The sequence below is a fragment of the Cryobacterium sp. TMT1-2-2 genome, assembly GCF_004403505.1.
GTDB classification, from domain to species: Bacteria; Actinomycetota; Actinomycetes; order Actinomycetales; family Microbacteriaceae; genus Cryobacterium; species Cryobacterium flavum.
The window spans coordinates 12,360-24,473 of record NZ_SOGS01000007.1 but is presented as its reverse complement, the minus strand read 5'-3'; the positions used below and the strand labels follow the sequence as shown (position 1 = coordinate 24,473).

The window sequence follows — 12,114 nt, the reverse complement described above, 5'->3', positions numbered from 1 at the left end:
GTGCGAGCGCCAACGCCTGCACATCGGTTGCCAATTAATTGTCATGTTAGTCACCTGTGGGCTCGAATGTGACCGGCTGGCCGATTTGAGAATGTATCGGCTTGATACCGGTTTGTCAGTAGTATCCGGTGAAGGTTCGGGAGGTAAAGGAATGCGAACGTTCGGCATTGAAGAGGAATTCATCTTTCTGAAGCCGGCAACCCTGCAGCCGGCGAACGTCGGCGACGAGGTGCACGTGCACGTGGGCATTCCCAGCCGTGATGCCGGGGTGCAGGCGCTCAACCGGGTGCGCGTGTGGCTGCCGACGCTGCGCGCGCTGGCCGTGAATTCGCCGTTCTGGCACGGAGCCGATACCGGCTTCTCCAGCTGGCGGAGCGTGCACATGCGCCGGTGGTCCACGATCGGAACTCTGGAGAGTGCGCTGATCGTGACGGACGAGCTGCTGCGCTATGCCGGCGATGCGATTGACGAGGTGGGCAATCGCGAGCGAATTGTGGGGCTGCTGGCGCGGGCGCGGCGACTCGGGACCGGAGCCGAACGCCAGCGGGCCGCCATGAGAAGCGGCGGGCAGCCGGCGCTGGCCGCCCTGCTCACGCAGGCGCTGACCGCGCACGACTAGATCTTCAGCGACGGGTGCAGCTTGGCGATCGACCAGATCTTCATCGAACGACTGGCGAAGACCGAAACGGCGAACGCTCCGATTCCGAAAGCGATCAGGGCGAGAAGGTCAACCAGAATCGCGCTCGTGAAGCCCTCGGCGATGAGTCGCCGCACGCCGTCGACCGCGTAGGTCATCGGCAAGGCCGGGCTGATCCACTGGAAGAAGCCGGGCGACGTCTGAACCGGATAGGTGCCTCCGGCCGAGGCCAACTGCAGAATCAGCAGTAACAAGGCCACCAGCCGACCGCGCCCGCCGAGCAGGGCGATCAGGCTGTGGTGAATGGCCGTGAACACGAGCGCGACAATCACCGTGAAGGCGGCGAGGGCCGCGAAATTGGCGGCTTCCAGCCCCACCAGAAAGTGCAGCACGGCGAGCAGAAGTCCGGCCTGCAGCAATCCAAACAGCAGCCCAGGGGCGAGGCCGGTCAGCGCCACCCGCACCGGCCGGGCAGTGGATGCGACGGCCTGCGGCGACAGCGGACGGAACAGAAAGTACATGCCGATTCCGCCGACCCAGAGCGCGAGCGGAATGAAGTACGCCGCGATGCCCTCGCCATAGAATCCGACGGCATTCTCGCGCACATGCTCGGCGGCAACTGGTTCGGAGGTCACCGCGGCGAGTTCGCTGGCCTGCGCGGACGTGTAGCTCGGCACCTGCGTCACACCCGACTGCAGCGAGGTGCTCAGACTGTCGGCACCGGTCGCGAGCTGGCCGAGGCCGTCGGCGAGTGTGCTCGCGCCGGTGCTGGCGGTCGTCGCGCCGGTGGCCAGCGTGCTGGCGCCGGCCGCAGCGCTGTCGGCACCGGTGGCGAGCGAGGCAGCACCCGCGGAGAGCGATGCCGCGCCGGTTGAGACGGATTGGGCTCCGGCCGAGACGCTCGACGCTCCCGTGGCGAGGGTCGCGGCGCCGTCGGCGAGCGTGCCGATGCCGGCGACGAGTGGTGTCGCGCTCTGGTTCAGGATGTTGGCCCCGGCTGCGACGGTCGCGGCGCCCGCCGCGAGATCCGCGATCGATCCGCCGCCGGTGGCGAGGGCCGCGTTCAGCTGGGTCAGGGTCCAGTCAGGGTGCGCAGCCGTGAGCGCGGCGATCGTGCCGAGAGTCGTGGAAACGGTTTGGGTACCCGCCGCCAGCCGGGCCGTGGCGGTCGGCAATGTGCTCACGCTCGCGTCGAGGGTGGCCGCGCCCGTCGCGAGCGCTGCCGAACCGCTCGCGACCTCCGCCGCACCGTTCGCCACACTCGACGACCCGGTGGCCAGGGTGCTCGCGCCGGTGGCGAGGGTGTGGGTGCCGGCATCCACTTGGGACAACCCGCTCGCGAGCGTGGCGGCGCCGTCGGAGAGGGTGCCGAGGCCGATCACGAGTTGCGCCGACCCGTCGCTCGCGCTCGTGGCGCCGTCGCTGAGGGTGAGTGCGCCGTTGGCGGCCTGAGCGAGGCTGTCGTGCACACTCGTGAACCCCAGGTAGACGTTGTCCAGGTAGGTCGCCGAGATGGACGTCGACAGCTCGGTGCGTATCGCGGCGGTGACCGATTTCGTGACCTGCCCCACGATGAAGTTCGAAGCGTCGTCGGTGTACACGCGCAGGCGGGCCTGCTCGGGGGCGAAAACGGATGCTGCGGTGCCGGTCGTCGTGGCGGCGGGGTTCACAGCGCCGGGGTTTGCAGCGGTCGAGGCCAGGGTGCTCGAGAAATCGGCGGGAACGACGAGCACGGCGAAATTCTGGTTATCGGCGAGCGAGCTGCGGGCATCCGCTTCGCTGGTGGCACTGCTCCACGTGAAACCAGCACTGTCGCTGCCCACGAGGGAGTCGACCAGGCCGGCGCCGGCGTCAATGGTCTGCTCGCGGCCGTCCGTGCCGGTGACGTTCGCGGCCACGTCGTTGTTGACGATGACGGCGTGTAGTTCGCCGATGTTGCCGCTCGTGTTCCAGTTGGCCGAGAGGTAGACGCCGCCATAGATGGCGGGAACGGCGGCGATCATGAGCAGCGCCACGATGGCCAAGCGGGAAGACCGAAACCGGGACAGCTCGATGCTGGGCAGTGAAAACATCTTGGCCACGGTTCAGGCCTTCCGGGTGGACGCGGTCAGGGTGCGGGATGTGAGGGTGCGGTCGGCGGAATCCAGGTCGAGCAGGTACACCGGGCGGGCTGGCGCGGGGTGGACGTCGGCGCCGACGCGTTCGAGGATCTCGACGAGCTCCTTGGGGTCCTGCCCGCTCGCCGCGATCGTGAGATCGTGCCAGCCCGCCATGCGCAGAACGAGCAGTGCGGCCCAGGCGCGGGTGCGGTCATCCGTGTCGCGCAGGGTGTCGACGTCATCGACGATCAGCAGGCGTGGCCGGCCGATCAGGGCCAGGACGACGCCGAGCACCGCACGATCGAGCGGTTGCAGGTCGACGATGCGGTCGGTGCCGGTCAGTCGCGGCAGGCCGGCATGACGTTGCTCAAGGATTTCGCCGGCCCGCGCATCGACCTGACGCAGCAGCGCGTTCACCCGAACCAAGCAGAGTGCCACCGTTTTCTGGCTGACCAGCGGTTTCCACCACGGTTGACGGAGCACGAGGGCAGCCGCGATCTGGCGCTCAACCGTGAGATCGTCGTCGAGGCGGTTTACGATCGGCGTCTCGGCGAGGGCCGACAGGTGCCGCACCTGCCCGCCGCTCTGGCACAGCGGATGTCCGAACACGGTCGCCGTTCCGGCGAACCCACGCAGGCGGCCGGCCAGAGCGAGCAGCAGCGCTGTCTTGCCCGAGGCGAACCGGCCCGACACGACGAAGAGTGCACCGACCGGAATAGCGAGGTTAGTGGCGCCGATCACGGTCTGGCGACCGTTTCGAATCGTGAAGTTGCTCGCTCGGATGGCGAGGGCGATTTCAGTCGAGTCGATAGCGGGGGTCGAAGCGGAGTCGAGGGTCATGCAGAGTTCCATCCAACGTTGGGTTGTGCGGGGCGCAATGCCGCCGTAGTATTTTCAATACCGAGAGTATCCAATACCCAAAGTATCCGCTTGTCAACAGCAATCCGAAAGGCACTCATGGACGAGACGCCCACGCCCACTCCCCGGAGGCGCCCCCTGCGCACCGACGTACGTGCGGATATTCTGCGGGCGGCGACCGAGCAATTCTTCGAATCCGGCTACCTCGGAACCAAACTCGACGACGTGGCGACGCGGGCCGGCTACACCAAGGGCGCCGTGTACTCCAATTTCGGCTCCAAACAAGCCCTCTTCGGATCGATCCTGAATGAGCGCCTGGCCACCCTGCTCAGCGGTCGGCTCGCAACCATTCTCGGCGACGAGATACGGCTCGACGACGCGGCGCTCGCCCGCATCGCCCGCCGTCTGGCCGAGACCCTGGTCGAAGACGGCCCCTGGCACCTGCTGCTCATGGAACTGGCCGTTCATGCGGCCCGCAACCCCCAGGCCGCGGATCTCTATCGCCAGAGTCGGCAGAGCGTGCGCCTCGCCCTCGGCGCGGTGATCCTGGAACGCGCCGACCAATTCGGCATCGACCCGGCTGCCCACCGGGTGGACGTGCTCGCTCCCCTCGTTATGTCGGCCACCAATATCCTGGCGCTCGAGCGCATTCTCGACCCGGACTACTTCACGAACGAGGTGCAGTCGCGCATGATCGAGGCGCTCCTGGTGGGGACTCTGCGATAGTTTTTAGCGCAATTTGAGCCCCGCCACCAGCCTGTGGAGAACTTAAACGGGATTGTAGCAATCCGGTCTACTGTGGCCCCATGCGAAATCCGTCGCGCCGTCGCCCGCTGCACACTGCCGTGCTCAGCGCTCTCCTGCTGTCTGTCTCCGTTGTTTTCCTAAGCGGATGCATGGCCGCTCCCGTCCCGCCCGTCCCGGCAACGCCGGTCGCCGTGGCTAGTCCCGAGCCCACCGTGACTCCCCCGGTCTTCGCGTCGAACGACGAGGCGCTGGCGGCCGCGACCGCCGCCTTCGGCGAATATCAGTCGATGTCCAACACGATCGCCCACGAAGGCGGAGCAGATCCCGAGAGAATTTCCGATTTTGCAGTCGGGAAAGTTCTCGAGTCAGATCTGGAGACCTATGCCGAGTTCCGGGCTGGAGGACTCCGTATGGTTGGCGATCTTGCATTCGACTCGTTCTCCATCCAGAGTGCGGATTTGTTTTCAGGCGCAGTAACCGCCTATGTGTGCCAAGACGTAAGAGAAACGGATGTGGTCGATCTGGGGGGCACAACTGTCATTGCCCCTGGTCGTCCTGGTAGCTACCCATTGCAAGTTTCCTTAACTCACGTTGCCACCTCCAACCGACTCCTCGTCGAGAAATCAGACTTATGGTCCGGCAAAAACTTCTGCTAATTCTCCTGGTCGGTCTAACCACCATGTTTCTTCCGATACCAGGCGCCGTTGCCAGCCTTCGCACTGCCGCATGCACGTCACTTGAGAGCGTGCTCGCTACTTGTCCACCCAAGGCGGACGTCACGGGTCCAGGCGTTGACCTATCAGCCGGGTACGGAGGAAGTTCGGGTGACGGAGCGGGCGGCTCCGCCGGCCGCTCCGGGACAGGCCCAACGGTGGTCGAGATCTGCGCACATCCCACAGGGCAACTGACGTCCGAGCAGGAGTGGACACTCTGTGGCTCCGGCGACTTCCCCGTCGTCTCACGCCACCCCGAGTGGCCCGTCACCCTCGCCGCCCCAACCACACCCTGCACCGGCTGCTCACCCGCAACTGTTGTTCACGTCACCGACCTGCACAACTTTCCTGCACCTTCCGCCCCCACCGGCATGGAACCGAACGGCTGGGCCATCGTCGGCCTCGCCGCCAACTTCTGGACCGGAGCAGCGGCTCACGTGCAAGACGGACTCCTGCTCGGCCAGCCTGCTCAGGTTCTCTTCACGCCCGTCGGGTACCGCTGGAACTACGGCGACGGCCGCACGGCCTCGAGCCCAGCGGGCGGAGCCAGCTGGGCGGCCCTCGGCCTCGCCGAGTTCTCCACTACCCCGACCAGCCACAAATACGCCGCTAGGGGCACTTACTCGGTCACCCTCACCGTCGATTACCACGCTGACTACAGCTTCGGCGATCAGGGCTGGCGACCCGTCGAAGGAATCGTCTCCGTGCCCGCGGCACCGTTCACCGTCGTCGCAGCAACCGAATCCACCGTGCTCGTCGCCGAAGACTGCAACGTCAACCCCCACGGACCCGGCTGCTGACGCTCCGGCCCGCGTGGCGGCACCCCTTACAGATCAGGGCACCCCTACCCAAGAGTGCCCTCATCGGCAAGGAGTGCCGCGATTGGCGAGCCCGCCCGCCGTCTGCGGGTTCGACTCGAAACCGGGCCGGGGGCCACGTTGCCTACGGCAGCAGGCGGTCCCCGGCCTTTTTCGGAAGCCGGGCTGCCGCAGCGCGGGCGATTGCTGCCGCGGCTTCGTCGGCGACTGCGTCGAAGTCGACGCTGTTGATCGAATCAGAAACGGATGCTTCCGCTGCCGACCGTGCAGCTGCGGCAACGGTCGCCGCCGAGGCTCCAACCGACGGTGACGACGCTGCTGAAGGCGCTGCCACTGAAGGCGAGGTTGCCCCCGAGGGCGACGCGGCGCCGGCCCCTGGGGAACGCACTGACGTAGCAGCAGCAGGCGAAGCGGATGCGCCACTGTGCGCGGGCGCAGCGTTCCGCAGGGCGGCTCCGGCCGTTCCGCCGAGCAGCCCACCGAGGAGGTCCTTGATGCCGATTCCCATGGTGGAGCCGAGCACGGCGTCGACCTCGCTGAAGCCCGACGCGACGTTCTTGGAGAGCTGGCTGGCACCATCCGTTGAAATGACGGTGAGCTGGTCGATGTTCCCCATCGGAGCGGCGAGCTCGTGTGCGATCTGCGGGAGCATTTCGACCAGACGCAGCTGGATGAGCGCCTCGGACTGCTGGGCGACGGCCTCGGCGGAGAGCCGGGTGGCCGTTGCCTCTGCGGTACCCCTGGCGAGGATGGCGTCGGCCTCGGCCTGGCCCTCCGCGCGGGTGGCGTCGGCGTTCGCGACACGGCTGTCGCGATCGGCGGTGGCCTTGGCGACGGATGCCTCGGCGGCCGCGATCGCGGTCACCCGAATTCGGTAGGCGTCAGCGTCGGCAATGGCGTTGACCTCGGACTCCAGCTCGGCCTTGCGCAGGCTGGCGCGGCGCTGAGCGGTGAGCTCCTGCTCCTGCACGATGGCCTGCTGTGCCTTGGCCTCGGCGAGAGGCTTGGATGCGGCGGCCTCAGCGGAGGCCTTATCGGTGTCGAGCTGCAGGGCGGCCTTGCGCAGGGCGAGCGTGTTCTGCGCTTCTGCGATGGCCTGCTCGGCGGTGATCAGGGCTTCCTGTGACTCTCGGTTGGCGACGTGCTCGGCAACCTCGGCCTGGCGGCGAACCTTGGCCTGCTCTGCACGACCGATGTCGCGAATGTAGTCGTTCTCGTCGGTAATACCCTTGATCTCGAAGGAGTCAACGTCGAGGCCCTGGTTGGCGAGCGACTCACGCGCGGTGGCAAGCACGGACGTGCCGAGCTCGTCGCGCTTCTGAATGACGGTCATCACGTCGGTCGCGCCGATCGAGGATCGCAGCGAACCGCTCAGTACCTCCTGCGCGAAGCCGTCGATGTTCTTGTCCTGCCCGAGGAACCGCTGGGCGGCGGCGCGGATCGCTGCCGGGTCGTCGCCGACCTTGACGATGGCGACGGCTTCAACCGAGAGCGTGATGCCGTTGCGATCCTGCGCCACGGCAGTGATCTCAATCGCCCGGCTGCGCAGGCTGATCTTGAACGCCTTCTGGAAGAACGGGGTGATGAACACACCCTGTCCGTGCACGACGCGCTGGCCGGATTCCTCGAGCGTGGCACCATCGACGATGGTCTTGCGGCTCTTCTTGCCGGTGATAATGAGGGCTTCGTCGGGCCCGGCATTCTTGTAGATGGTCTTGGCGTAGATCAGGCCGATGAGCAGAACCACAATGATCGTGAAAATGATCCCGGGGATCGGGCTGAACAGAAAATCGAGCATGGAGTCCTTCCGAGGCGCAAGCGCATACATCGTTTCGGCGATCCGGTCGAGCGACCTCGGCGCCGAGCTGTGCATCCAGTCTCGCAGGCCACGGCACCGGATGCGAAAGATGTCGACAATCCGAGTCTGCCGTTGTGCCCATTTCGGCCTGCCAATCGCCGTTTCACGGCGCCCGCGCGCGCCCAGTTCACGGCGCCGCGGGAGCTGCGCCACGACCCCCGGCGACGTCCCCGAATCCCCCAGGCCTACCCGTCGATGAAGTCCGCAGCAGCGCGCAGGAACGCGGCAGCCGCGAGGGCGCGAGCGGCGGCATCCGTTTCGCGCGAGCCGGCGCTGCCCGCCATTCCTGCCGGGCCAGCGGATGCCGCGAACGGGTCGATCCCGCCCGCGCCAATCCCGCCCGCGCCGACCCCGGCTCCCACCCCGGCTCCCACGCCGGCGGCCGCGTCAAGCAGAGCCGAAATAGCGCCCGGAATCGTTGCGGAGCCGGACCCAAAGCCCGAACCCGAGCCCGCACCGGCGGCGACCCCGCCCGCGGCCGAACCAGCACTGTTAGCACCGGCAGCAGATACCGAACCAGCACCGCCAACCAGAGCCCCCAAAAACACCCGCGACTTCGCCGCCCGCGGACCGTTGAAGTCCGGGTTCTGTCTCGGCTGGCTGGAGAATGCCTCCCGCACCTTGACCAGGAATTCGCTGTTGGTCAGGCGATTCGCGCTCGGAACCACGAGCAGGCTGGCCGCAACGGTGAAGTCCCCGTGCCCGCCGGTCTCATAGGCGACCTCGGTGGGCTTGCACCCGCTGAACAACACCTCCCGAGCCAACGCGCGCTTGCCGGCCCGAGCGGGCGTGCCGCGCTTCAAACGGTAGTTCCTGCTCGTCTGCTCATCGGGAATGATGAACCGCGCCCTTCGACCGTGGGGAGCGGATGCCGCACTCAGGTCGGCCACATCGGCCGGCTGCAGCTGCAACCGTCGTTGACCGTCGCCGGAGTGGCAGGAATCGAAGAAGGCCGTGAGGCTGACGCCGTCGGGCAGCTGGTCAAAGATCTCGCCCAGGTCGTCATCGATGATCAGGTTGCCGTCGCGAAAGTCGATCGGGCAGAGCGCTTCGTCGTACTTCGTCTCCTCGTTGCCGGCCTCGGATTCGTCGCCGTCGAGGTCGTCGACGTAGGTGCCATGGCCGGCGTACTGAAAGACCAGCACATCGCCGGCGACACTGCTGGCGACCAGGTCGAGCAGCCCGAGCAGAATGTTCTGCCGGGTCGCCTCCGCGTCGAGCAGGGTGCGCACCGCGAACCCGGCGATGCTGAATTGCGCAGCCCAGGCCTCGGCATCGGCTACGCAGCCGTAGAGGGCATCGCCGCCCGGATAGGCGTTGATGCCCACACAGAGCGCCTGGTGAGTGCCGACCGGTCGGGGCGCTGCCGGGCCTGGCATAGGCCAAAGTTCGTCGCCGAGATCCCGAGTGGCTGGGAACGACTGGATGCGCGAGCTGCCGGTGACCCGGCGGGCGACGCTGTCCATGGTGGGAATGTCGTTGTCGAAACCGCCGTGACTGGTCGAGGTGCTGCGGCTGGTGAGCGGGCCGCTTGGCGTCTTCGACCAGATAATATCGGCCGCTCCACCGACCCCGGGCGACCCGCTCGCGCCGGACAGCCCGAACAGCCCAGCCAGCACGGGGTCGGCGCGCAGGCATTCCTCGAGTCCGAGGATGGGCGAAAACTCCTCGGGTTCGAACGACGCCCGCACGAGGTAGAGCAGGGATTTTCCGTAGGCGCCGAGGCAGGTGTCGTCGCGTTCGAGTTTCTCGGTCATGGTGAACATGGCGAGGGATTCCACGCCGTGGCCGACCAGGGGCACGATCTGCTTCTCGAAGACGTCGGTGCGCACGGCCGGCGCGAGCAGGCTGAGCGTTTCGATGGCCGGCACCCCGGCTTTCAACGCCGTCGGCAGAAAGAAGGAGTGAAAGATCGACCCGGCGCTGTGCCCGACGGCGTGCACGGTGATCGTGTCGGGATGCGCTGCGCAGTAGGCGCCAAGCGCTTCGGCCACGTAGCGGGCGCCGCCGTCACCGGCCGAGGCCGCCTCGGCCGAACGCTTCATCTGCCCCCAGATCGCCTGGCCCTGCCCGAATCGGGCCGCCAGTTCGAGTACCCGGTCCTTTGCATCGTCGAGCCAGCCGCGGCGACCCTGCGCCCAGTCTCCGACCGCGCTCGTGATGGCCCCGGCGAGGCTGGTCTCCCAGACGAAGTGAATGGGGTAAACGCCGTTCGATTTCCACCAGTCCACTTGGGTGGCCGCGATGCGCAGCCCGGATTGCTCATCGACGAGCCCGCCGTGCGCGTAGAACACCACGGGAACGACGCCGCCATGCTCGGCTACAAAGGCCGGCAGGTGGGTGGCGAAGATGGCGTCGACGTCTTTCTTGGTCGTTGTGAACGCCCCGGTCGACGAAAATGTGCCGCCGCTGAGGTTGACGACGTGCGGCCGTAGTTTGTCGAGTTCGCTCTGCGGCAACGGCGGCTGCCGTTTGGTGGCCGGTGCCGTCTTCGTGGGGGTCGTCGGTTCGGGCATGGCGCAGGTCCTCTCACGGGTGACGGGCGGGCGCTGCGATTATGGCCCGTGCGCGTTACTGCGGTGTTACTGCGGCGCACACCTTGACAGACCCGACGTTCGGTTGCATATTGCAGACACAAACGGATGCTGCGGGGGTCGCGATGACGACTGGTGCGGAGACGACCGGAGACCTCGTGTCGAGCAACCCGGCCCACAGCGGCCTGCAGGTGAGCCTGACTGTGCTGGCCGAAGGGCCATTCACGAAGTCCAGGGCGGCCGGGCAGGACACGCTGCTCACGACGACCCTGCGAGTGCCGGTCGAGCGCATCGGGCCGGGGCCGCGCAGCGCCCGCTTCGACGTGATCGTGCGGCGCCCGGGCGAGAAGCCGTTCAGTCTCGAGCTCGGCTCCCCCACTCCGCCGTGGATGATCGTCGACGAGAAACCTCCCGACACGCTCCCCGAGCTGCTGCAGGACAGCCGGTTCTTGGCGCAGCAGGTGTACGCCGTGGCGGCATCCACTCTGGCGCTGTTCGAATCGACCCTCGGGCGACGCATGGGCTGGGTCAATGGCGGGCGACTGACCATCAGCGCCTACGACCGGGTCTCCTACCGGGAGTCCGGTTATTATCGCGACGACGGCCTGATTCGGTTCGGGCACAAGCGCGACGGCCGCACCAGCAAAGCGGTGCCGCTCGCCCTGTTTCGTGATCTCGTGGCGCACGAAGTGACCCACGCGATCGTCGACGGCTACCGACCCAAATGGGCCGACAGCCACGCCGAACTCGACCAGATCGCCCTGCACGAAGCCATCGCCGACCTCGTGGCGCTGCTCTCGGTGTTCTCCACCCAAACCCTGGTCGAGCAGCTGCTGACCCAGACCGAGAACCTTGACCTCGCTACGCTCGACGAAGTCACCCTGCGCAATGACCTGTTTCGCCTCGGCGACGGATTGTTTAGACGCGGCACGGCCAGGCCGTCGCTGGCCGATGACATCGTGGCCGACTGGCGCACCGTGCCCGACCCGCACCTGCGAGGCGGCGCAATCGTGCAGGTGCTGCTGCGCGTGGTGGCCCGGCTCTGGCTGCAGCGTCTCGACCTGCCCGGCGGCCGCTCGAGCCTGTATCAGGTGGCGCGCGCCGGGGCATCCGTCGGGCGCCAGGTCTTGAGCATGCTCATTCGCAGCCTCGGCTACATGGCACCGGTCGATGTGACCTGGGAAGACCTGCTGCGCGGCATTCTCGCCGCCGACCTGGCGGTCGTGCCCGACGACGACCTCGACTATCGCGGCACCGTCCTGACGGCCTTCGCCGAGGCGGGAATCGTACTGCCCCGGGCCACCGACCTCTCGGGCGTCGCACAGTTCACGGATCTGCGGTACCCGGTTCGGCTGGCCGCGCTGGCTTCCGATCCAGAGGAGATCGTGCGGTTTCTCTGGGAGAACCCCACCCTGCTCGCGGCGGCGAGAATCGATCCGACCCGGCCGATCGCGGTCGAACGGGTGCGCCCCACCCTGCGCGTCGGCCCCGACGGTTTCGTCGTGTCGGAGATCGGCGCCACCTTCACCCAGGAGTTTCGGCTGAGCGCCGCTGAAGCCCGCAGCCTGGGGCTCGCCACCCGGGCACCGGTGTTCATTCGCGGCGGTGGGCAACTGCGGTTCGACGAGGGCGGGCGCCTCAGCTTCGCCGCCCTCAAACCGATTCTCGATCCCGACCGCCAGCGCGCCAAGCTCGCCGCCGCGCAGCTCGCCACTCGCCCAGCGAATGCCGCCGCTCCCGTCACCCGGCCGGCCGCCGCCCCGCCTGTACCGCCGCAGCCCAGCCCGCGAAAAATCGCCGCGCCGCCCCCCGAGGTCTCGGCCGACCGTCGGCCGACCTTTCATCCCTGA

At 67.3% G+C, this 12,114-nt stretch carries 9 protein-coding genes; 5 read left to right on the top strand and 4 right to left on the bottom strand.

The window, feature by feature from the left end; translation table 11 throughout:
* Positions 1–151: 151 nt before the first annotated feature.
* Positions 152–619, top strand: a complete 468-nt coding sequence (locus tag E3T35_RS05385) for a glutamate-cysteine ligase family protein (RefSeq protein ID WP_241988740.1) — start codon at positions 152–154, stop codon at positions 617–619.
* Here the strand turns inward: E3T35_RS05385 and E3T35_RS05380 are convergent.
* Entirely contained in the window at positions 616–2,709 is a 2,094-nt protein-coding gene (locus E3T35_RS05380; protein ID WP_241988753.1) for a YhgE/Pip domain-containing protein, read from the bottom strand. The two genes, E3T35_RS05385 and E3T35_RS05380, sit on opposite strands and share 4 nt — an antisense overlap.
* Before the next feature lie 12 nt (positions 2,710–2,721).
* Complete coding sequence (locus E3T35_RS19165; protein ID WP_166789843.1) at positions 2,722–3,576, bottom strand: hypothetical protein; 855 nt, start codon at positions 3,574–3,576, stop codon at positions 2,722–2,724.
* A gap of 90 nt (positions 3,577–3,666) precedes the next feature.
* On the opposite strand from E3T35_RS19165, the gene E3T35_RS19160 reads away from it, so the two are divergent.
* The 3 genes from E3T35_RS19160 to E3T35_RS05360 all read left to right on the top strand — a co-directional run bounded on the left by E3T35_RS19160 (position 3,667) and on the right by E3T35_RS05360 (position 5,854).
* Positions 3,667–4,320, top strand: coding sequence for a TetR/AcrR family transcriptional regulator (locus E3T35_RS19160; protein ID WP_166789842.1), 654 nt, complete (start codon positions 3,667–3,669; stop codon positions 4,318–4,320).
* A 233-nt stretch (positions 4,321–4,553) separates the two neighbouring features.
* Positions 4,554–4,997: a hypothetical protein gene (locus E3T35_RS05365; protein ID WP_206750656.1), complete on the top strand. Its 444-nt coding sequence runs from the start codon at positions 4,554–4,556 to the stop codon at positions 4,995–4,997.
* 215 nt (positions 4,998–5,212) lie between these two features.
* Positions 5,213–5,854 (top strand): hypothetical protein, encoded by a 642-nt coding sequence (locus E3T35_RS05360; protein ID WP_134378086.1) that lies wholly within the window; start codon positions 5,213–5,215, stop codon positions 5,852–5,854.
* 142 nt (positions 5,855–5,996) lie between these two features.
* Here E3T35_RS05360 and E3T35_RS05355 read toward each other — a convergent pair whose 3' ends face one another.
* Together E3T35_RS05355 and E3T35_RS05350 are read right to left on the bottom strand one after the other, a co-directional pair.
* On the bottom strand, positions 5,997–7,670 hold the full coding sequence (locus tag E3T35_RS05355; protein WP_166789841.1) for a flotillin family protein: 1,674 nt from the start codon (positions 7,668–7,670) through the stop codon (positions 5,997–5,999).
* 245 nt (positions 7,671–7,915) lie between these two features.
* Positions 7,916–10,246, bottom strand: a complete 2,331-nt coding sequence (locus E3T35_RS05350; RefSeq protein WP_134346656.1) for a caspase family protein — start codon at positions 10,244–10,246, stop codon at positions 7,916–7,918.
* A 143-nt stretch (positions 10,247–10,389) separates the two neighbouring features.
* Between E3T35_RS05350 and E3T35_RS05345 the strand changes: the two genes are divergently transcribed.
* Positions 10,390–12,114 carry a hypothetical protein gene (locus E3T35_RS05345; RefSeq protein ID WP_134378085.1) on the top strand — a complete coding sequence of 575 codons (1,725 nt, stop codon included), beginning with the start codon at positions 10,390–10,392 and terminating at the stop codon, positions 12,112–12,114.

Coding starts and splice junctions, on each gene's coding strand:
- E3T35_RS05385 (WP_241988740.1), top strand. CDS start 152: ATGCGAACGTTCGGCATTGAAGAGGAATTCATCTTTCTGAAGCCGGCA.
- E3T35_RS05380 (WP_241988753.1), bottom strand. CDS start 2,709: ATGTTTTCACTGCCCAGCATCGAGCTGTCCCGGTTTCGGTCTTCCCGC.
- E3T35_RS19165 (WP_166789843.1), bottom strand. CDS start 3,576: ATGACCCTCGACTCCGCTTCGACCCCCGCTATCGACTCGACTGAAATC.
- E3T35_RS05355 (WP_166789841.1), bottom strand. CDS start 7,670: ATGCTCGATTTTCTGTTCAGCCCGATCCCCGGGATCATTTTCACGATC.
- E3T35_RS05350 (WP_134346656.1), bottom strand. CDS start 10,246: ATGCCCGAACCGACGACCCCCACGAAGACGGCACCGGCCACCAAACGG.
- E3T35_RS05345 (WP_134378085.1), top strand. CDS start 10,390: ATGACGACTGGTGCGGAGACGACCGGAGACCTCGTGTCGAGCAACCCG.